Here is a 21,647-nt window from a genome sequence, read left to right as displayed (position 1 = left end):
TGAATCAGTTAGGCAGTTATTGATTACGTAATTTTTCGAGACGAGCCTGTAGCTCAGCCAATTTTTGGTTTTGTAATTGAATTTTTTTAGTATAGCTACTAAGAGTGCTACTCGTACTTGATAATCGTTGAGCCTGTGATGCTGCTTGCTGCCGCGATGCCTTGAGTGTCGCTAATATATCTGTACTCAAACCATTCCCTGTGTTTGATGCCGCTTTTGCTTGAGTGCCATCTGCATTGCCATCTCGCCCAGGCGCAAGCACAGAAAATTGTGCTTTTGATAAGGTCTGTGTTTTAGTCGTCGTGGCTTTCTCAGGGCGCTTGGCCGCTTGCGTACTTATAGAAGGTTTTTTAAAAGGTCTCTGAGCTGTTTTTTGCATCGCCGCTGTATTTGCTCTACGAATATACTGCCTTTGTGCATCGATAGCTGCTTCTAAATTTTTCTGTGATGGTATGACATCATAACTAGGTAAAATAAGCTTAGCATCTGCTTTTAATTGATCTGCGTCTTTATTGATAAAAGCATCAGGGTTTTGTGACTGAATTTGCTTCATCACGACGGAAGTATCTAGATTGTTTTCTTGCGCGATCTGCTGAGCAATAATCCATAGGCTATCGTTACGTTGTACTTGGTATTGATTGGTTGTCGAACTATCTATTGCTATGTCATTTGAAGACGTATTATTAATAGCGCTATTAGCGGTTTTCGAAGTTGTATTGTCAATAGAAGCTGCCATGACGCTAGTATCATTGTTCTCAGTATTGCTTGCTATGATGCTAGTAGTTGAAGTAAGTACGGGTGATGCGTCAGCGTCTGTATGTTTACGACTCGGCTGTATCTGCCGTGTGACTTGAATATTTAGAGTATCGAGTGGTTTATCAATTAATACTTTATCTAAGATTGGAGTATTTTTAATACTTGCCTTATCGCTATCGTTGTCAATCGCTTTCGTAGGTTCAGTGCTGTTATTCGCACTCAAAGCACTGCTATCTAAACGGTTCGATGAACTAAAGCCGTTATCAGTATTCTTTGCATTACTGATAGGGTTCTTTATATCAGAATCACTATTTAAACGCCCATTATCAAGCCGACTAGGTGCGTAAGTAAAGTTGCTAGTCTGCGAAGTAGCTGTCACTGTTGGAGCTTGTATCTTAGACACTGATCTAGAAATAGAGGAATCAACTGCTGCTATGTTTGCTAGAGCTGGTTTATTTGCAGCAGCGTTAGATACCGATATTAGTGGTGGCGGTGCACCTTTTCTTACAGTTAACGGTTTTGCAGTGCTTGCAGAAACACTTGGTAAATTAGGTTTTTTTGTACCTTTGACAATGTTTTCTGGAGTCTTATTAATCGGTAGACTATCGCTTAACGGCATTAATAATGTTTTTGGTACGACATTTTGCTGCCCATTATCATTGATCGATAACACCAAATCAGCAAAAGGCTTGGACACGGGCTGCGATGTGCTGATCAATACCTGACCGCTGGTCGCTGAAGTTGCTTGAAAGCGCACCTGCATTGAATCAGTCGGCGTCAATCCCATCTGTTGATACATAACTGGATTGGCCAAGCTTGCTGAAAAATCAGACGCTCGTATGTCGGTAACCACGATACTTGCGCTCAACGGTTCATGTTGAGCTGAGCTAACGACTGTCTTACCGATAGTTGCCGCTTGCGCGCTTGGAATAATAGCCACCAAACCTACAGAATAAAGTAATGCCATCGATACCGCGCGATGTACAGGAGTCAAGCGACGAGATAAATGACAAGACATGAGCAGTCCTTTACAAAATAAGTTATCTTTGCTGTTATAACAAAGTACGGTTTAGTTTACCAGTTTATTTCACAACTGTTGCGTCCAATGCATAAATGTTTATTTAATGTTCAGCTTATTTTCTTGTCAAGTAACATCGCATCGCCATAACTAAAGAATCGATATTCTTTTTCAATAGCATGTTGATAGGCCTGTTCAATCGATGCTTTGCCAGAAAAAGCTGATACCAACATTAGCAACGTCGATTTGGGTAAATGAAAGTTTGTTAATAGTCGATCGATAACACCGAATTTAAACCCTGGATAAATAAAGATGTCTGTGTCCCCTGACCAGCTAGAGAGTGCTTGTCCATTAATAGCCGTTTTTTGATACGCCGTTTCAAGGACGCGAGTCACCGTGGTGCCAATAGCAATAACCTTATTGCCATTTGCATGCGTTTGATTAATCAGCTCAGCAGTTGCTTGTGGCAGATGTGCAGACTCACTGTGCATAGTATGATTGAGTAGATTGTCTGTTTTAACTGGTGCAAAGGTACCGGCGCCAACATGCAATGTCACAAAAGCAGTATTGATGCCTTTTTCTGCCAACTTATTGAGCACCAATTCATCGAAATGCAAACTTGCTGTCGGTGCAGCGACACTTGCAAGCTTAGCAGGGTTATGAAATACCGTTTGATAACGAGTATTATCGGTGTCATCGGCATGACGTTCAAAGTAAGGCGGGATAGGTAGCTCACCATAAAGTTCTAAATCAGGCAAAATTGGCGCATCAAAGGCTAAAATAAACAAGTTATCCTGACGACCAATCATCGCGCCACTCATATGACTATCGGCAAGTTGAAAACGTTGACCAAGTTTCAGTGCTTTGCTGGCTTTTACATGGCAAAGGGCAATATGTTCTTGGTTGACTGACTCATTATCTGAATCTTCTAAATGCAGTGTTGCTATATCTAAGTCTGAGACAGTAACCAATCGCTCAATCAAGACCTCAAGTTTACCGCCAGTGTCTTTCTGACCGAATAGGCGTGCCTTCATCACCTTTGTATCATTAAATACAATCAGGTCTCCAGCGTCTAACAATTCAGGCAATTCAGAAAACAAACAGTCTTCTACAGGCGTAGCATTTGTGTCAATGTGAGCAGGCAAGTACAAAAGTTTTGAAGCAGAACGCTGTGCCAATGGATATCGCGCAATCAAACGATCTGGTAGGTCATAGTCGTAATCTTCCACGCTTAGATAATCTAAGACGTCACTATTGTTATCGGTATCAAGCGGGACATTAGAATCGGAAGGTGCAGTGTGAGCGTTGGTCATAATCAGTCTTTAAATGGATAGAAATTTTGGCATAATTGTAGCAGAAATACTGCTATAAAAGGTTGCTTTACTAAGTAGTCACCGTGCACAAAATATATTTGAATTATTTAAATAGCCTAAGCAAAAATATTTAACTGTCCTAATGTTTATCACGTTAGTTTTCGTTTATTTTACTCAAATAAATTTAATTGAGGCAATAGTTGAGCTGCAGGTGTCAATGAAGAAAAAGTGACCCCGACTAATCGGATAGGGAGCTGGCGAGGAATATCTAAGAATAACTTGTCTAACCAGTAATGTGCAGATTCAGCGCTACTAAAAGCGGTGGTTAGGGTGTGCGTACGGGTAATCTGAGTGAAATCAGCATACTTAACCTTGAGCGTTATAGTATGAGCGATGAGATTTTTTTTGTGCAGCTGTGCGAAGGCATCCGCGTTTTGTTCATAAATTTGTACACGTAATGCCGTGTCATCGTTTAGGTTTTCTCTAAAAGTAGTCTCCGAACCAACAGACTTATGCAGACGCTCAGATTTGACAGCGCGTTTATCCCGACCATGAGCGATATCATGATAAAACTGTCCGCGCTTACCAAACTCATTAATCAATACTTCAGCTGACATACGGCGTAGATCAGCACCGTTAATCACGCCCATCGCATGTAATCGCCTTGCCGTTGCTTTACCTATCCCATGAAATCGTTCAATAGGTAGTGTGCTGATAAAAGCATCAGCGTCTTCTGGCGTGATAATAGCGGTGCCGTTAGGCTTATTGATATCAGAGGCAATCTTGGCCAACATCTTGTTGAAGGACACGCCAGCAGAAGCAGTCAATCCTGTATGTTGCAATATTTGTGCTCTTAACCAGTTGGCCATCAATGTTGCTGAGCCTTTATGTACAGTAAGACCAGTGACATCAAGATAAGCTTCATCTAGCGATAATGGCTCAACATGAGGCGTTAAGCTGTACATGATATTGCGAATATCGCTGCTAACAGCTCGATATACTTCAAAACGTGGTCTAACAAATATGACTTCTGGACAGCGTTTGCGAGCCTCATAACAAGACATAGCTGAGCGCACTCCAAACTGACGTACCTCATAGCTAGCTGCTGCTACAACACCGCGACCATTTGGATCTCCACCAACCACTAGTGGCTTGCCCCGTAATTCTGGGAAATCACGTTGTTCTACACTGGCATAAAACGCATCCATATCTATATGAATGATTTTACGTGGATTGAATGCTGTAGGAGTTTTCATTATTAATATTTTACATCACTCAATACTTTTATTTCAGTATCGATTATTAAACGGTAAAGGTTTTTTCGAATATAGAACCATAAAAATATGGCAATATATGAATAATTTATATATCAATAATTAAATATAGTGTAAGGTTAATAGTCAGAGATATACGGCGTTAAAACACTAGTAAATTCAATATAATTAACATATGTTCACTAAGAAATGTTCAGTATGGTGTATACCTTAAGTTTTTCAGATTTTCTATACCGCCTGTCTGAATATTATCGCCTTCCATCATGAATATTATAGTTATATGTTACAGTTCTAATGCTATCGTTTTACAATATATTAACCACGATAATCAATAGTTATGAAAGTAATAAATGGTCTTTTATAGGAATTGTGTTGACCTGATAAGACATTGTTTATAGCTCATACCAAACTTATAAATTGAGTACTGGTAAATTAACTTTCTAAAAAAATAGTAATGAGAAAGTTCAAGATAATTAAGGAGCTGATGATGAGTCATGAATTAAAAGGGAGCGATTTGACACGAGCAATGCTAGCGCGGGGTGATGAAAATATATGGTGCGCGGTGTGTGATGAAAGCGATGAACAAGCTATGATGGATCTGTGTGGTAATGATTTTACAGCCTACATTGTGTCATTTAATGATGGATATTTTTATTGTAGTGCTGGCATGCCATGGAGTTATGCGGTACCGATTAAGATAAGCGCTGTCATGCCATTTGAAGTATCGATATAAACGAGCTAGGAATTTATTAAAACAAGTATAATAAGCACAAAAAAACCTCCGATTAAGGAGGCTAGTTTGTACTAAATAATGGTACCAGTGGTCGGACTCGAACCGACACGCTTTTAAAGGCAACGGATTTTGAATCCGTCATGTCTACCAATTCCATCACACTGGCATGTTAGGTGATAATAGTTATTGACTAAATATTATCTAATTGGGCTACAGTGTTGACTGTATAGGCTGCGTATTATAGCAGCCTATTTACATGCGTCAAGTATTATTTTATACAATTTTTCATTTGTTCTAATGATGCTAAATAGCATCATTCTAGCCGACAAAGGCACGCTCAACTGCGTAATCTGCCTGCACACCCATACGTGGTGAAACAGTCAGGCCGAAGTCATCTAAAATAGCAGAAACCTCAGCATTAAACGGCATGCTGCCACAAAGCATGACACGGTCGTCGTCTTTATTCATTGGCGGTAAACCAATATCTTCGAACAATTTTCCTGATTTCATCAAATCAGTGACACGACCTTGGTTTCTGAATTCTTCACGTGTAACGGTTGGATAGTAGATGAATTTTTCGCGGAACCATTCACCAAAGATTTCATCATTAGGCAGCTCGTTTTCAAACATCTCGCGATAAGCCAAATCATGAACATGACGTACGCCATGCACTAAGATGATTTTGTCAAAACGCTCATACACTTCAGGATCACGTGCTAGTGACAAGAAAGGAGCAAGGCCAGTACCAGTAGAGAGCATGTAAAGGTTCTTACCTGGTAGCAGATCGTCCAATACTAGTGTGCCTGTTGGCTTTTTACTGACTAACAGCTCATCACCTACTTTGATATGCTGTAAGCGTGAAGTTAACGGACCATCTTGAACTTTAATAGAGAAGAATTCTAAATGATCTTCATAGTTAGGGCTGGCGATTGAATAAGCGCGTAGTAGTGGCTTGCCATCAACAACAAGTCCAATCATCGCAAATTCGCCATTACGAAAGCGCAAGCCATCGTCACGAGTGGTTTTGATACTAAATAGAGAGTCATTCCAGTGATGAACCTCTGTGACCGTTTCGGTGCGAAGTTTTGACATAAAGTCCTCGTTAATAAGTTGTTATTTGTGTGTTAAGTTTGAATAAGTATTAAATCAGAATTTTCAATGTTAAATTGAACATTATAAAAACGTATCAGTCTTTTAATCGTTGTCGAAACTGCTATTTTTATGAATTAGTAAATGATGAGTAAGCGTAATACAGCTGATTTATCAGCTTATATATAGCCAGCTATTACGTCATTAGACATAGTAAATTTGCGTCAACGATGACAGCATTACCGGTCATATCGCCCAAATGTAAATGACTCTCATCAAATTTCTTGCTCATAATACCAAACTTTAAAATAAAAATCCGTCTAGCAGTGTTTGTCTAGCATGATAAAATGGAATATCGTTAGTGAGTAATTTTGTATCATTTGGCAAAACTGCCTTATCAGGGCAGTTTTGTATTACTGGAGTTGGTCTATGCTTGATGAAAATCCCCTGTTAGATGACTACCATCAAGCTCCTATTATTGGCTATCATCGTGCGCCGCTTTCGCAGAAATTTGGTGCGCCGCGCCAGCCAAACCTAGTCGCTTTGACTAGTGTTATTGAAATGTTAGCGCTATATGATACGCCAGCTGCATTTGTTGGTTTGGACAAGTTTAGTCATATATGGGTGAGTTGGCAGTTTCATCATAATTATCGATATAAAAATAACAATGAAACCAGTACTAGTTTTCGCGCTCAAGTACGCCCACCAAGATTGGGCGGTAATCAAAAAATAGGGGTATTTGCCAGTCGCAGCATGTATCGTCCTTCAGGACTAGGCCTATCTGTCGTTAAGCTCGAGCAAGTCAAAATAGTTCAAGGTCGTGTATTATTGATTATCAAAGGTGCTGATATGATAGACGGCACGCCAATCATCGATATAAAGCCATATGTGGCCTATAGTGATGCGCTGACCCAAGCACAGAGTGGATTTGCACCAGCTGCTCCAGAGTTATTAACTGTGACTGTGACCGATGCTGCTAACGAACAGTTTATGATGCTAGTAAGCGCAGGCGAGCCTAGTAATGCTAACAATGATACAAGTATTAAAGACGCAAACACTGGATCGAATAGTGCGACAGTTGCGTCTACGTTTCATCGTATACAAAATCAATTAGTAGCCTCAGATATGAGCATTATCAAAGAATTAATTGCCCAAGACCCGCGTCCAGCTTATCGACGGACAGAAATCGCTATGCCATTTGTTATGCGTTATAAATCGGTTGATGTGAGTTTTCAGTTGATGGAATTAGGACAGCTACAGATAATCGCTGTGGTTGCGGTGTAGCTGGCTTGCATTGATATTATTTTTGACAACACATTTTAAAACAATAGAAGAAGAGAGATATGTCTGCTCAACAGTACTCGATAGTGATTGATTTGCGTTGGTGTCTAGATGAGCTATTGGCAGATAAAGTGATTGACCAACGCGGCTATAACCTAGTCATTACTAGCCGTCGCGACAAAGCGCAGCACCCTCTACTAACGATTAGTGCATTTGGCTTGCCTAATGGCCATGCGACGGACATTAGCGCTGAAAATAAATTAACTTTGGCTTGGCTCAACCAATGGCTAGCGGCTAAAGCAGATATGACTCTCGTTCGTATTGACCCTCTAAAAGTTGATGTCCCTGCAGTCACACAATTGATGTCATTTGAATATGCACGTTCACAGCATATTTTACCGATTGAGGTCGCTGTAGACGAAGTGATTATTGGAACGGATCAGCCTTTTTATACTGACTGGCACTCAAGTATTGAAAAATTGATCAAATCAAAAAGCTATCGTACGGTCTATATCAATCCTGAGCAGATTAAACGCTATCGGCAAGAGTTCTATCAAGTCACCCAAGCGATTGCAGGCGCAAATAGTGTCCATAAGCGTGCAGCTGCCGATGTGACCAATGTTGAAGCATTATTGCAATTGGGTGACAATACTAATCCTGATGCCAATGACCAGCATATTGTTAGAGTTGTTGATTGGCTGTTGCAATATGCCTTTGAGCAACGAGCCAGTGATATCCATTTAGAGCCACGTCGTGAGACAGGTAAGGTTCGCTTCCGTATCGATGGTGTGCTACATACGGTGTATGAGATGCCATTGGCAATCATCGTCGCGGTGACCGCACGTATTAAAATTCTAGGGCGACTAAACGTTGCAGAAAAGCGTAAACCACAAGACGGTCGTTTAAAGACGCGAACGCCAAAGGGACTAGAGACAGAACTTCGTTTGTCGACTATGCCAACCGCTTTTGGTGAAAAGTTGGTCATGCGGGTGTTTGATCCTGAAGTACTGGTACGTTCCTTCGCTCAGCTTGGTCTATCCGGCAAGCAGCTTGAAACATGGCATGAATTGACTGCTTATCCAAACGGCATTATTTTGGTCACTGGGCCTACAGGATCGGGTAAAACCACGACCTTGTATAGCACTCTCAAGCAGCTAGCGACTGAACAAGTCAATGTCTGTACCATTGAAGATCCTATTGAAATGATTGAACCTGCATTTAACCAAATGCAAGTAAACCCAGGTGTCGATCTAAACTTTGCTGACGGCATTCGCTCCTTGATGCGTCAAGATCCTGACATCATTATGGTAGGGGAGATTCGTGATGCTGAAACAGCCAATATGGCAGTACAAGCTTCATTGACAGGGCATTTGGTGCTCTCGACATTACATACTAACGATGCGCCAAGTTCAATCACTCGCTTGCATGATTTGGGTATTCAGCCATTTTTGACATCAGCGACTATCTTAGGCGTAATGGCACAGCGCTTGTTACGTACGCTATGCCCGCATTGCAAAAAAGCAGTAGACGTTGTGCCAGACAGTGAGATTGCCATTCAATGGCAGGAGTTGGTACAACCTTGGCGTGCGCCTGCCCCAGCACAAATTTATATGGCTCAAGGCTGCGAGCATTGTCGACATACTGGTTATCAGGGACGAGTCGGCCTATACGAGATTATGCCATTGTCTAACGAATTAAAAAAACTGGTCGCAGCCGATACAAACTTAGATGTGCTCAAACAACAAGCCTATCGCGAAGGTCTACAGCCATTACGTTTATCAGGGGCAAAACGTATTAGTGAAGGTGTGACAACCATAGAAGAGGTGATGCGAGTCGTGCCTCTTAATTAGTCTCATGTATTAGGACGTGCATTAGTGAATAGGTTTTTAAAAGTAGGAAATATGATGTCACTTGAAAACAGCTTCCTTCACAGCAATCAATATAATGAAAATTCAAATTTTTAATTCCCAGACTTTTAATTGAGAAAGTTTCAACAACGAGATTATTTATGTTTACAGATACTCATTGTCACCTCAACCGTTTAGATTTGACGAAATACGATGGTAAATTATCTGGTGCGATTGACGCCATGAAAACTGCTAATGTTACCCGTGCAATGGCAATCATGTGTGATTTTGCGGAGTATGACGAGATTGCCAATATTGTGAGCACCTACGGTGACGAGACACTAAATCTAGGGATGAGTGTAGGGATTCATCCCTGTGAAGATATCGATGTACTGAAATCAGCGACGGTTGAGTGTTTAATAGAAACTGCTGATAAAGAGCATGTATGGGCAATAGGCGAGACAGGGCTAGATTACTATTGGTCTACAGAAAATAAAAAAGAGCAGCAAGCTAGTCTTGCACGTCATATCCATGCCAGTCAGCAACTAAAAAAACCGCTTGTCATCCATATGCGTGACGCAAAAGAAGATACGATCGATATCTTAAAAAGTGAAGGCGCTGAGCATGGTATTATTCATTGCTTCACTGAAGACTGGGAGACTGCGAAACGTGCTTTAGATTTAGGATTTTATATCTCCTTCTCAGGCATTGTCAGTTTCAAAAGTGCCCAAAATATCCAAGATGCTGCAAGGCACATGCCTAGAGACAGAATCTTGATTGAGACAGACAGTCCATATTTGGCGCCTGTACCTAAGCGTGGTCGTCCCAATGAGCCTGCTTACGTACCTTACGTCGCAAGCTTTATCGCAGATATGTACGGTTGTGATAATAACGAGGTTGGAGCATTAACCGCAAAAAACTTTGAAAATTTACTGGCACAGTATCGCTAAAATGGTTATGCTATGACCAGTCAGTCATTTATGTGATGGTCGTATAGTTTAATCCCCTTTAGTATTCGATTTACTAAATGTAACTATATGATTATCAATGACTATTTGTAAATATAAGCATATCCCTTTTATGGTATTTCAGCAGTTCTTGTATAGTTTTATACGCTCATTGCCAAATGTACGCACATAATTGATGGTCATATGCTTAATCTTGTCATGTTTTAGGAGAGATTATGAGTCGTCAGCACCAGTTCAAGGCACGAGAAGAGAACATCTTAGCGATGGCAGAACAATTGCTACTTGAGTCAGGCGATGGTGATATCACTTTAGACAGTTTGGCAGATCAGCTCGATTTGGCTAAAGGCACCCTGTACAAGCATTTCTCCAGTAAAGATGAGCTTTATCTGCGTATTATTATTCGTTACGAAGAGCAATTGTTTGAGATTAACCGTATTGATGACTGCCCGTCGGCAGGCGTTGCCCGCATGATTTTCCAGCAATTATTCAATCCGCAAAAAGCCATGCTATTGAACCAAATTGAAGAGCGTCTGGCAGCATCAGTGACTGGTCTCAATCGTTTGTTTGGTGAGTTATATGATATCCGTCGCCAGCGCATGAAGCGTTTGATTGATATTATTAGCGCATACTTAAAAGATGAGCACAGTAATTTGAGTACTCGTGATTATCTATCGTCTATTTGGGCGATTGGTCAGGGCGGTGCAGGGCTCTTAAACTCAAGCTTTTACCAACGCTACTTAGGTCGCCGTGATACGCTGCGTTATGCGTTTGTTCAGCAAGTGCTAGAGTTGCCAAGCCATTATCCTGCTGATGATGAAGAGGTCATGGATGAGGATATGCAAGAGCTAGTAGAGCAAATCGATACTGAATCAGAAGAGCATCGCAATACCAATTACTAAAATAGTTATTGGTAAAGTAGCTCTTAGTAAAGGAACTATTAATAAACTATCAAGTAATTTTTGGGTTGTGAACTTTTCTTGGCTTTAATAAATCGTGTTGCAATGCTTACTATTGCAGCACGATTTGCAGTATTAATTCACATATCTTCTAATATTCTTCAAAAACCCTTTCTCATTCTGCGACAATTAAACTTGGGCTTATAGGTGCAATATGCCGGTCACTGTCAAGACTCAGTCCAGTTCAGCGGCTACTTGCTCTTTTACTGTAATTGACCAAACGCCTCGGCCAAGCTGCTTAGATACAAGACATACAGACCATTGTCGCCGCTGCACCTCCATATCAAGAGATGCTTATCACTTATTATCAGTCTCATCAATAAACAGTCGGACACAGGCTGGTTTTACATTGGTGGAAATCGTGGTGGTAGTGGTTATCTTGTCTATATTTGCTGGCATAATGAGTTTGTCTGTCGGTAGCAGCGAATCCCGCAAAAACCGCGCTTTTTATGAGCATCTTACCGATTCGTTGAGCTACGTTCGACTATTATCGGCTGAACGTATGCAGCCGATGGGTTTGCGTATGCAGGCAGATAAGCAAGGTCAAGTAGAGCCAGTCATCGTTACCTTATCAAATCCATATGTTGCGTATCAGACAACAAAGATGACGTCAGATAGCACCGACAGTCAGCCTAAGAATGCTATGGAGCTGTCGGCAGAGGTGGCTGGTTTATCAGACTCTACTGATGAGCAAAAACCAACGCCAAGTTGGGAGGTTGAGTCGGGTGTTAGCTTACCTGAACTGCCTACTGGCGTAAGTATTAGAGTTCAAAGTTTGGATTCTAGCGGTCTACAAAATACGGGACAAACCCAAACGTTACAGCCTTGGTTTAGCGATCAAAACGTACCGCAGGTATTGTGGTTTGGTACAGGACAAGCAACGCCCGTCACCATTGAAGTGCTTCACGATTCGCTTTTAGTGGGCGAGGTGATTACCATAATGCCAGATGGTAGCATGCGAATCGGACAGGGGTTCTAGTGACTAAATTATATAAACCTCCTATGACAAGTCAGTCTATGTCATCAAAAGCTATACCACTCAAGTCTGGGCGAGAAAGCGGCTTTACCCTTATCGAAGTGATGGTTGCTCTGGCTATTTTGGCAGTGGTAGCCGTCGCGGCGAGCCGTGCCAGTAGCGCGTATCTGAGCTCAGTTGATATATTGCGTACTCGTACACTTGCTCACTTCGTCGCCCAAAATGCCGCCGCTGATTTACGTATTCAAGGGACGTGGCTGACAGCCAACCGCACCCAAACCGTTAATGCTCAAGGGCGTGATTGGCAAATATCAATGACAGTTGGTGATGCCATTACACCTGCTCTAAAAGAAGTGAATATCGCAGTTTCGCCTATTATAGATGGACAGACGCGCACATCGGTCAGTGATATCACTGTGATGCTAAGTAATACTGAGCAAGATACGGGCAGTTTGGATTTAAGTGGTCTAAGCACAACACGTAATAGCGAGCAGGCAGGGGGCGGTCTGTGAGACATCAGCGTGGTTTCACACTGCTTGAGCTAATGGTTGCTATGGCAATATTTGCGATGCTAGCCGTTGCAGGCTGGCAGGTATTTGATGGGGTCAACCGTGCTCGTGAGCGCGCGCAATTTCATGCTGACAATCTGGCTGTCCTGCAGTACGCTTATTTACAGTTACAGCAAGACATGGGTCAAATTATCCCTTATCAAGCGTCGACCACTCAAAGTGTTAGTGTAGCAAACAATAAACCCCAATCAAGCGAGCAAATAAACAAAATAGCGCCTAAGCCCTTTATGAGCTTAGATAGCGAGCATGTCAGCTTTGTACGTTTTGCCGATCCTGATCCAAGATATCAGAGTAGCAATAGCCTTCAACGTATCGAATATATTTTTGCGGATGAGCGTTTGATACGTCGCCAATATACCAGTATGGAAGGCGGGCGTGACAGCGTCAGCTTGGACAGCGTATTACTCGAAGGTGTCACAGCAGGAAGCTGGCAAGCCTATCTACCAGAGCTAAGTACCAGATTTCCGAGCGATGACGCTAACAGTGGCGGTAGTATAAATACAGCGGTGAAACAATCAGCGAATACAGCGAATTCCAAGCCCACAGCTGTTCTATTGCCGAAAGGAGTCGCGGTTAGCTTTACATACCAAGATATGCCAATCACTTGGCAATGGGCACTCGCCCCGCAACCGATATCGCATAGCAATAGTCAAAGCACAGTCAATAATACAGATGGTAGTAACAATGATAATGCTAATAATGACAACAGCGGTAGTGGTGGTGGTGGTAGTAGTGACAATAATAGCAATTTAGGAACGAATAATTGAGAAGGTAGTAGTTAGAATGCATCAATTGCTCAATAACAAAGGCTATGTATGTCGATGACTGCGAACTCTCAACGCGGTGTTGCACTGCTGACTATCTTATTATTGGTAGTCAGTATTACTGTGGTTGCAGGGTCGATGCTTGCTAGCCAAAAAATCGCAATTAGGCGTAGTGGTCTGTTGTTCGATCAAAATCAGTTGCTGCAAGATATCGATGCAGGTCAACAGCTAGCAGTGACGATGCTTCGCGCTGATAGCAACCTCAATGATACGGATAGTGCGCAAGATATCTGGGCGCAGTCTATACCACCTTATACATTGGCTAGTCACAGTGTCAGCATTGAGCTACGCGATGAGTCTGGTCGTTTTAACATTAATAACTTGTATCAAAATGGGTCGGCCAACACCACTGCTTTAGCAGTATTCCAACGACTACTCACGCAACTAAATCTAGAGCCTGATATTGCTATTGCTATTGCTATACTTGATTGGCAAGATGTAGACGGCGAGGTATATCAAGATGGCGGTAACGAAAGTACGGTATATGCGCAGCAGTCAAACGCTGTAGCAACAGATGCTCTGCCAAATCAGCCTTTTGTTAGTATCGATCAGCTACTAGAAGTGAAAGGGGTGAGCGCTGAGACATTATCAGTATTACGGCCCTATCTTACTGCGGTGCCTTATTATGTGCCTATTAATATCAATACTGCCAGTCCCGTATTGTTAGCCGCACTAGTTGATGGTGCTAACAGCCAACAGATGCAAGCACTGGTAGATATGCGCGCACAGCAGGCGCTGACGTCTATTGATGCAGTATGGCAATTACCGATATTTGGCAGTCTAAATGATGAGCAACGAAAAGCTTTAACACCCATGCTTGCCGTTGATAGCCAAGCATTTATGGCGCTTATCACAGCGACTGATAATGCAACTGTCGGTCAGGCGAGAGAGCGTTTTGCCACAGTCTTGATCAGTAAAACTGTCGTTGATAATAATCAAGTAGTTAATAGTAGTCAGGCTGCTAATAATAATCAGGCGAGTAATAGTAGTGAGGTAAACGGTAAAATGCCCAAGGAAGTCAAAGTAGTGACACAGCGACTATGGGCATTTCGTCCGAGCTTTTAGCAGAGGGTATTGAGATCGTATTTAGTCTTTGAGGCGTGTTTCTTCGCTAGACTTCCAATTATAAGCCCCGTAAAAAAGCATCTGTGCTTGACGAGTACAGTTATGCAGCATCAGCTGTTTGTTTTCTTCGATTTCGTTTAGATCAATCTCATCATCATGATCTTCCGTGTAGGTCAGCTCTAGCCAATCAATAATCCAAGAGAAGAACATATTTACGCCAGCCTCAGCCAATAGGCGACGGTCATAAGCATTGATATGGGTAAACGCTGGCTGCAACGCTAAGTCGTCGGCCAAACCTTGAGCATGTATCTTAATCAACTCATTAATGGCTTTTCGTACTGCTTCTGACCCACCATAACGCTCACTGACCAAGAACTGCCAGTAATAAGGCTGATCGCTGACCATATACAAGAATAGCTGAATGCTTTTTGCGATTTGACGATCGAAACTACGTTTGCGGCCAATCTGCAGGCTATCACTTAACGTGGCTAACGTACCGCCCAATTCCTCAATGACCAAAGCGCGCCCGAGTGACTCCATATCATCAAAATGGCGATAAAACGCCGTCGGCACAACGCCAACCTCGCGTGTTACTTGTCTGAGACTGATAGAGCTAAAAGATTGCCCAGTCATACATAAATCGAGCACAGCATTAAAAAAGGCGTGCCGAGTTTGAAGTTTTTTTTGTTCGCGACTGCTCATAATATTTCAAAATTGTCCGGTAGGTGTTTATCATACTCATTTCAACGCATAAATACGACTGAAATACGTCATTCGTGTTCATTTACTAAACCTGTACTGGTCTTTTAAACCACTGTGCCCCAATGGCCTTGCAATTCTTGCGCCAGTCGATATGCTTCGTGGTCATTCATACCTGTAATAAAATCCAAAATATTTAAGACATTATGGTAGATATCGTCAGACAATATGCGGCGATGTTCGTCAAGATGGGGCTGTAGCAATCTTAACAGACGTTGCTGCTCAAAAGACATCGGCGGCTGCATAGTAGCATATTGAGACCCTGTCCAAGCGAGTGGCATAAAGGCATTCAATAGGCTATGCAGGCATTGATTGGCCATCAGCTCCATTCTTACTTTGCTCGGATGATTAAATATTTTTTCGCGTGCCAGTTGCTTAGCTTGATTGATACCATTTTGTACACTGGTATCGCAATGGGCAAATAGGCTACCTTGTAATGTGCCAGCTAGCAATGCATCACTGTTGGCTACAAAAGCATCGGTAACGGTATTGACCAAACGCATCATGGCTCGTGCCCGCAAGGAGGCGAGGCTTTGTCTGACAGATATATGCGTTGGTAGGTTTACACTGCTCGGACGTTCACCAATCAGCTCATAAAATATCGTAGCGACTTCGCTATAGGTTAGCATATTCAGATTGATGCCATCTTCTAAATCGATTAGCGCATAACAGATATCATCTGCCGCTTCTAGTAGATAAGCCAATGGATGGCGCGCAAAGCCATCGTGTTGTTCTGAGCGTGGCAAATGCAAACACGCAGCTAACTCTTCTAGTTGAGACGCTTCGCTATAAAAGCAGCCAAATTTTTGCACATTATAATGGTTGTCATTGACATCGTTGCTGTGAGTCGCAAACCACGGATATTTCATAAAGGCGCCTAGCGTGGCACAGGTAAGTCGCATGCCACCCTTGTCAGGATGATGCTCATTACGTGCCAATAGGCGAAACCCTTGAGCATTACCCTCGTATGCCAGTAAGTCTAATCGCTCGTTGCTGCTTAAATTTTGCAAAATTGCTTGCGGTTCAGGTTGTCTAAACCAATCACGAATCGCATACTCTCCAGCATGGCCAAAAGGCGGATTACCAATGTCATGAGCGAGACAAGCCGCTTGTACAATCACGCCGACATCTGCTGGTGAGACTCCTGCTGGTAGGCCGCTACCTAATGCGTCATGAATTTTTTCGGCGGCCATCATTCCCAAAGAGCGACCAATAGAAGAAACTTCTAGCGAGTGAGTCAGGCGCGTATGAATACCGAGCTGATTGGTCAATGGATGGACTTGGGTTTTCTGATTTAACTGACGAAAAGAGTGAGAAAATACCAGTCTGTCATAGTCTTTGTGAAACTGAGAGCGAGTACTGGTATTGGCGTTAAATTTTTTGGAAGCACCAAGACGTTGTGAATTGAGAAGATGTGACCATTGTGTGGTAGGGGACGACAAAGAGGTTGGTGTACTTAGCATATTAAACATCCGGAACCAAGGGAACCTCTAGCATAGCAAAATAGCAACCTTGGTACAGCTATATAGTCAGAGAACTACTAAACGGCTACGGCGTTACTTTCCTTAGAGGTACTATTTGTACAATCTGTAGTCGGCTGCCTTGTACTCATTTTAGACTTCTTTGACTAGAGTTAATGCCCTATAAATTGGATACAGTGTGAGTATCGCTTAGCCTACTATTGGTAGTGCTTTCACTTGCCTTGCCTGTATCCAAATTATATTGAATCAACTATATTAAGACTTTTGACAGTTAAAAATTACGTCTTCCTTGTCGATAGCGACATCGCTGTCCAGTGTCTTATTAAGCAACGTCGCTTTGTCTCCATTTACTTGCCAGATGATGCCGTGGGTATCATCTAATCCAATATCGCTAGTATAGATGCCCTTATCAGCATCAGTTTCACTATTCGTAGTAGCTGTCAAATCGTATTCAATACCATCGATGAGCAAATGCGCTGTCTGTGGTGTACTGTCGCTATGATAAGAAACGCCGATAGTAGCAGTAGGCTCACAAGAGAAAGGGGTGCTGCTGCTGGCGTGTGTTGCATGATCATGACCTGCGTGCGTATGTTCTTCGTGGCTATGACTTTCATGACTATGATCTTCATGATTAGGCCCTTCATGATCGTGTTCCATATCACTATGCTCTTCATGCTCTTCATGCTCTTCATGCTCTTTATCGTCATGCATTTCATGACCTTGTTCATGACCTTGTTCATGCTCGGCGTGATTATCTATTGGTGCTTCTTCAGATGCCACTGCATCGGTATCGTTGTTTGGCTGACAGCCCAATAGAGAGCCTGCCATCACACTACCTAGTATCGTAATACCTGCAAGTTTAGAAAAATAATTAGTCACGGTATGAATCCTCAAATAAGCAATATAAAGATATGTTATAATATAACAATTTATAGGTAAAATAAAGCCGATGATGGAGAATATCCAACATCGGCTAATTAACTTTAAATAAGCTGTACTATTTAAAGTTATACGTTAAATCTAAAGTGCATCACATCGCCATCTTGTACGATGTAAGTTTTGCCTTCTAGACGCGATTTACCAGCAGCAGCAGCGCCTTTTTCGCCGTTGTATTCGATAAAGTCATCATACGCAATAACCTCAGCGCGAATAAAACCACGCTCAAAATCAGTATGAATCACGCCAGCTGCTTGCGGTGCTGTCGCACCAATAGCGACAGTCCAAGCACGTACTTCTTTTACACCAGCGGTAAAGTAAGTCTGCATATCAAGTAAGTCATAGCCACCGCGGATTACTTGGTCAAGACCGGCTTCTTCCATGTCCATTTCAGCTAAGAAGTCTTTTTTATCGTCTTCATCAAGTTGGGCGATTTCAGATTCGATCTGGTTGCATAGCGCGATGACGATAGAGTCTTCACCAGTGGCATAGTCACGAACAGCGTCGAGATATGGGTTATTTTCAAAACCATCTTCAGAAACGTTAGCGATATACATGGTTGGCTTTAGCGTAATTAAACCATAACTTCTGATCAGTTTTTTCTCATCAGCGTCTAGGTTAGCTGCACGAGCCGCTTTGCCTTCTGCTAGTAATGGCTCAATTTTTTTGAACACATCAAGCATGGCGCCAGCATCTTTATCGCCGCCTTTTGCTTTTTTGGTCAAGTTAAATACCGCGCGTTCAACAGCCTCTAAATCTGCTAATGCGAGCTCAGTGTTGATGGTTTCGATATCATCAATCGGGCTAACGCGGCCATCAACGTGCACCACATTGTCATCATCGAAACAGCGTACCACATGAGCAATCGCATCGGTCTCACGAATATTGGCTAGGAACTGGTTACCCATGCCTTCGCCTTTTGACGCGCCTGCGACTAGACCTGCGATATCAACAAACTCCATCGTCGTTGGTAATACGCGTTCAGGATTGACGATATCAGCCAGTTGTTTTAGGCGTGGATCTGGTACTGGCACGATACCCGTGTTGGGATCTTTGGTACAAAACGGAAAGTTTTCAGCGGCGATACCCGCTTTGGTCAACGCATTAAACAAGGTGGATTTACCCACGTTTGGTAGGCCGACGATGCCGCAATTAAAACCCATAACATTCTCTCAATGTATTAATAAAATCAGTTGGTATAAAGTTTGGCTAAATGATAAATCAAAATTGGGCACATTGTAGCAAATTTACCTGAATAGGGGTGAGGTTGTTACGGTATATGCTCAGGTTTTTACTCGATGACGATACGCATCTTTATGACAAAAGCAGGTTATATTAGAGGCTTGAAAATGAACAAGGTTAATCAATACGAGTGACACATAGTTTATGTGAGCTGATAAAGCCTATTTTTTAATATGGTAAACTGTCACGTATAGATAAGGGCTTGAAGTTCATGTAAATTCAGCACATATACTCTGCTAGGTTTAGCAAATAATACTTACTCTAAAGCTATAAACAATCAGACGTAAGCTGATAATATCGCCAAAATAAAATGTAAGGCAATTTTAGACAATGACAACCTCGATTTTTGACACACGCCACTATAAATACCCGCAGAACTTCCTTGAGATGAAGCCTAAACTGACTCGGCTTGAGCAGGCTATTAAAAAACTAGAAGCGAATTTAATCGATACTGCTGAGAAGAAAAACCTCAAGTTATTAAAGCAGAGGCTAGATAGTGGATTGGGGTTAAAAGTCGATTATGCCAGTGAGTTAAATCCTGATCAGTTAATGGCCGCGACTACGATCGACGGCAAAGTATTGGTCATTGCTGGTGCAGGTTCGGGCAAGACCAAAACCTTGACCTATCGGACCAGTTATCTATTGGAAAATGGGGTGTCGCCTAAAGAGATTCTGCTACTGACCTTTACGCGTAAAGCGGCAAATGAAATAAAAGATAGAGCTAAGTCTTTACTGGCAAGCAGTCTTTCAAATCAAGAGCTATCAGATGCAGAGCTCGCCGAGGATAAGCTGCCAACTGATAAAGCTTTAAATAGCATCACTAGTGGTACTTTTCACTCTTTTTGTAATATGTTGCTACGACAATATTCAGGGCTGCTCGGTATCAATCCGCGATTTACGATTCTGGATACTGGCGATAGTGAGGATGCTATCGACTTGGTGCATAAAGAAAAAAAGTATCCTGCTCAAACCAAGGCACAAGCCTTTCCGCGTAAAAAAACGCTGCAAAATATCATCTCGACGTCTAGAAACAGACGTATACATATTCGCGACTTAATCGAAAGTAACTACCCAGATATTGCTGTGCATATTCCTATCATCGAGCAGCTGGCAGTTGATTTCCATGAATATAAGCGCGCCAATCACTTATATGATTTTGATGACATAATTAGCCAAGTAGTGCGTCATTTAAAAACCAATGACACCTTTCGACAGCTGCTGCAAAGCCAATATCGTTACATTATGGTTGATGAATACCAAGACACCAATATTCCGCAAAAGCAGCTAATCGACTTAATATGTGAGCCTGACTCGGTATCGCTGATGGTAGTTGGTGACGACAATCAAAGTATTTACGCGTTTCGCGGTGCCAATTATGAAAACATTCTTCTGTTCGGTGAGACTTATCCTCATGCCAAACTTATTAAGCTTGAGCAAAATTATCGTAGTACGCCGTCCGTTTTAAATTATATCAATGCTTTGTCAGAGCAAATCACGCTAGGCTATCAAAAGCAGCTGTATTCTGATGCGCCGATAGAAGGACACAAACCAGTATTTCGACGACTCAGTGATGAGCCAAAAGAAGCGAGCTATATCACTGACAAGATCGTCGCGCTAAAGCCAGAGTATGACTACAACGACTTTGCAGTATTATGCCGTACGTCATTTCAGTCCAATTACGTACAGCTAGAATTTATGGCGCGCAATATTCCCTTTATCGTCGTGGGTGGTATCAAGTTCATTGAAAGACGTCATATCAAAGACGTATTGGCCTTTGTCAAAATACTCTATAACCCAAATGACACAATTGCTTGGCATCGTATTTTAACTTTGTTTAAAGGGGTAGGAGCAGTAACGGCGACGCGCTTAACCCAAGCTATTACTGCTGACAATAATGCATTTGAGTCCTTACTAGCAGCACCTTTTGCAAAAAAGAGCGATCAGTTAGAGCCATTGTATTACGCGCTTACCAAGGCACAGCAAGCTGAAACGGTCGAGACAGCTATTGAGCATATTCTTGAGTTTTATATTCCAGTATTAAAGCTGATTGAAGAAAATTGGCGTGAGCGTACCGAAGATTTTCGGGTATTAAAGAACTTAGCGACAGAGCACACAAGCCTTGATAGCTTTTTAGAAAATCTCGCTTTAGACCCACCTAATGATTCTGTTGCTGTCATGGGCAATTCGGATAATGGACAAGACAGTAGCAATGACAAAGTCACTATCTCGACCATTCATAGTGCTAAGGGACTTGAATGGCCAGTAGTGTTTGTTAACTCATTGGTAGATGGCATCACGCCGCATCACCGTTCTTTGGATGACTTTGAAGCGTTAGAAGAAGAGCGTAAGCTGTTTTATGTTGCCTGTAGTCGTGCAAAGACGCAGTTATATCTGACAGCACCAAACTACTTTTCTAGTTATTCTGGATATTTTGATAAGCCGTCACGTTTTATCGCTGAGCTATCTGCGGATGAGGTAACGGTTGAAACGACAAGGCGGACCATGATAGAAGATGACGACCCAATTTGGTGGTAATACGCTATGCTTAGTTGATTATCTA

General features: G+C 42.2%; 18 protein-coding genes and 1 tRNA gene. 10 read left to right on the top strand and 9 right to left on the bottom strand.

Annotated elements, in window-relative coordinates:
• Nucleotides 1-16: 16 nt before the first annotated feature.
• The 3 genes from JMX96_RS01505 to dinB all read right to left on the bottom strand — a co-directional run bounded on the left by JMX96_RS01505 (nt 17) and on the right by dinB (nt 4,343).
• Entirely contained in the window at nt 17-1,774 is a 1,758-nt protein-coding gene (locus JMX96_RS01505; protein WP_201566857.1) for a FimV family protein, read from the bottom strand.
• 110 nt (nt 1,775-1,884) lie between these two features.
• On the bottom strand, nt 1,885-3,087 hold the full coding sequence (gene queA / locus JMX96_RS01500) for a tRNA preQ1(34) S-adenosylmethionine ribosyltransferase-isomerase QueA (RefSeq protein WP_201566855.1): 1,203 nt from the start codon (nt 3,085-3,087) through the stop codon (nt 1,885-1,887).
• 170 nt (nt 3,088-3,257) lie between these two features.
• Nucleotides 3,258-4,343, bottom strand: coding sequence for a DNA polymerase IV (gene dinB / locus JMX96_RS01495; protein ID WP_201566853.1), 1,086 nt, complete (start codon nt 4,341-4,343; stop codon nt 3,258-3,260).
• Between the two features lie 505 nt (nt 4,344-4,848).
• On the opposite strand from dinB, the gene JMX96_RS01490 reads away from it, so the two are divergent.
• A complete protein-coding gene (locus JMX96_RS01490) occupies nt 4,849-5,094 on the top strand; it encodes a hypothetical protein (protein ID WP_201566851.1) in 246 nt (81 codons plus the stop codon).
• A 79-nt stretch (nt 5,095-5,173) separates the two neighbouring features.
• Here the strand turns inward: JMX96_RS01490 and JMX96_RS01485 are convergent.
• Both JMX96_RS01485 and JMX96_RS01480 read right to left on the bottom strand, forming a co-directional pair.
• A tRNA-Leu gene (locus JMX96_RS01485) sits at nt 5,174-5,260 on the bottom strand.
• A 152-nt stretch (nt 5,261-5,412) separates the two neighbouring features.
• Nucleotides 5,413-6,186, bottom strand: coding sequence for a ferredoxin--NADP reductase (locus JMX96_RS01480; RefSeq protein ID WP_201566849.1), 774 nt, complete (start codon nt 6,184-6,186; stop codon nt 5,413-5,415).
• 426 nt (nt 6,187-6,612) lie between these two features.
• Here JMX96_RS01480 and tsaA point away from each other — a divergent pair, with 426 nt between their 5' ends.
• The 8 genes from tsaA (at nt 6,613) to gspK (ending at nt 14,669) form a co-directional block, all read left to right on the top strand.
• Entirely contained in the window at nt 6,613-7,467 is an 855-nt protein-coding gene (gene tsaA / locus JMX96_RS01475; protein ID WP_201566847.1) for a tRNA (N6-threonylcarbamoyladenosine(37)-N6)-methyltransferase TrmO, read from the top strand.
• 59 nt (nt 7,468-7,526) lie between these two features.
• Nucleotides 7,527-9,314 (top strand): GspE/PulE family protein, encoded by a 1,788-nt coding sequence (locus JMX96_RS01470; RefSeq protein WP_201566845.1) that lies wholly within the window; start codon nt 7,527-7,529, stop codon nt 9,312-9,314.
• A gap of 158 nt (nt 9,315-9,472) precedes the next feature.
• Nucleotides 9,473-10,261 carry a TatD family hydrolase gene (locus tag JMX96_RS01465; RefSeq protein ID WP_201566844.1) on the top strand — a complete coding sequence of 263 codons (789 nt, stop codon included), beginning with the start codon at nt 9,473-9,475 and terminating at the stop codon, nt 10,259-10,261.
• Between the two features lie 233 nt (nt 10,262-10,494).
• On the top strand, nt 10,495-11,178 hold the full coding sequence (locus JMX96_RS01460) for a TetR/AcrR family transcriptional regulator (protein WP_057759351.1): 684 nt from the start codon (nt 10,495-10,497) through the stop codon (nt 11,176-11,178).
• Nucleotides 11,179-11,587: 409 nt separating this feature from the next.
• The gene (locus JMX96_RS01455; protein ID WP_413786720.1) at nt 11,588-12,214 is read left to right on the top strand and encodes a prepilin-type cleavage/methylation domain-containing protein; all 627 of its coding nucleotides are present in this window, start codon (nt 11,588-11,590) and stop codon (nt 12,212-12,214) included.
• A gap of 38 nt (nt 12,215-12,252) precedes the next feature.
• Nucleotides 12,253-12,723: a type II secretion system minor pseudopilin GspI gene (gene gspI / locus JMX96_RS01450; protein WP_227676844.1), complete on the top strand. Its 471-nt coding sequence runs from the start codon at nt 12,253-12,255 to the stop codon at nt 12,721-12,723.
• Entirely contained in the window at nt 12,720-13,547 is an 828-nt protein-coding gene (gspJ, locus tag JMX96_RS01445) for a type II secretion system minor pseudopilin GspJ (RefSeq protein WP_201566842.1), read from the top strand. Before gspI ends, gspJ begins: the two co-directional genes overlap by 4 nt.
• 48 nt (nt 13,548-13,595) lie before the next feature.
• Entirely contained in the window at nt 13,596-14,669 is a 1,074-nt protein-coding gene (gene gspK / locus JMX96_RS01440; RefSeq protein ID WP_227676843.1) for a type II secretion system minor pseudopilin GspK, read from the top strand.
• A gap of 21 nt (nt 14,670-14,690) precedes the next feature.
• Here the strand turns inward: gspK and JMX96_RS01435 are convergent, their stop codons facing one another.
• The 4 genes from JMX96_RS01435 to ychF all read right to left on the bottom strand — a co-directional run bounded on the left by JMX96_RS01435 (nt 14,691) and on the right by ychF (nt 19,008).
• Nucleotides 14,691-15,371, bottom strand: coding sequence for a TetR family transcriptional regulator (locus JMX96_RS01435; protein WP_057759356.1), 681 nt, complete (start codon nt 15,369-15,371; stop codon nt 14,691-14,693).
• Between the two features lie 104 nt (nt 15,372-15,475).
• On the bottom strand, nt 15,476-16,891 hold the full coding sequence (locus JMX96_RS01430) for a deoxyguanosinetriphosphate triphosphohydrolase (protein WP_201566841.1): 1,416 nt from the start codon (nt 16,889-16,891) through the stop codon (nt 15,476-15,478).
• A 273-nt stretch (nt 16,892-17,164) separates the two neighbouring features.
• Complete coding sequence (locus JMX96_RS01425) at nt 17,165-17,788, bottom strand: hypothetical protein (RefSeq protein WP_201566840.1); 624 nt, start codon at nt 17,786-17,788, stop codon at nt 17,165-17,167.
• 128 nt (nt 17,789-17,916) lie between these two features.
• Entirely contained in the window at nt 17,917-19,008 is a 1,092-nt protein-coding gene (gene ychF, locus JMX96_RS01420; RefSeq protein ID WP_102094907.1) for a redox-regulated ATPase YchF, read from the bottom strand.
• Nucleotides 19,009-19,417: 409 nt separating this feature from the next.
• Between ychF and JMX96_RS01415 the strand changes: the two genes are divergently transcribed.
• On the top strand, nt 19,418-21,622 hold the full coding sequence (locus tag JMX96_RS01415) for an ATP-dependent helicase (RefSeq protein ID WP_201566838.1): 2,205 nt from the start codon (nt 19,418-19,420) through the stop codon (nt 21,620-21,622).
• Nucleotides 21,623-21,647 lie beyond the last annotated feature (25 nt).

The organism is Psychrobacter sp. JCM 18900 (genome assembly GCF_904846625.1).
Classification (GTDB): domain Bacteria; phylum Pseudomonadota; class Gammaproteobacteria; order Pseudomonadales; family Moraxellaceae; genus Psychrobacter.
This window is presented reverse-complemented; position numbering and strand designations above follow the sequence as displayed.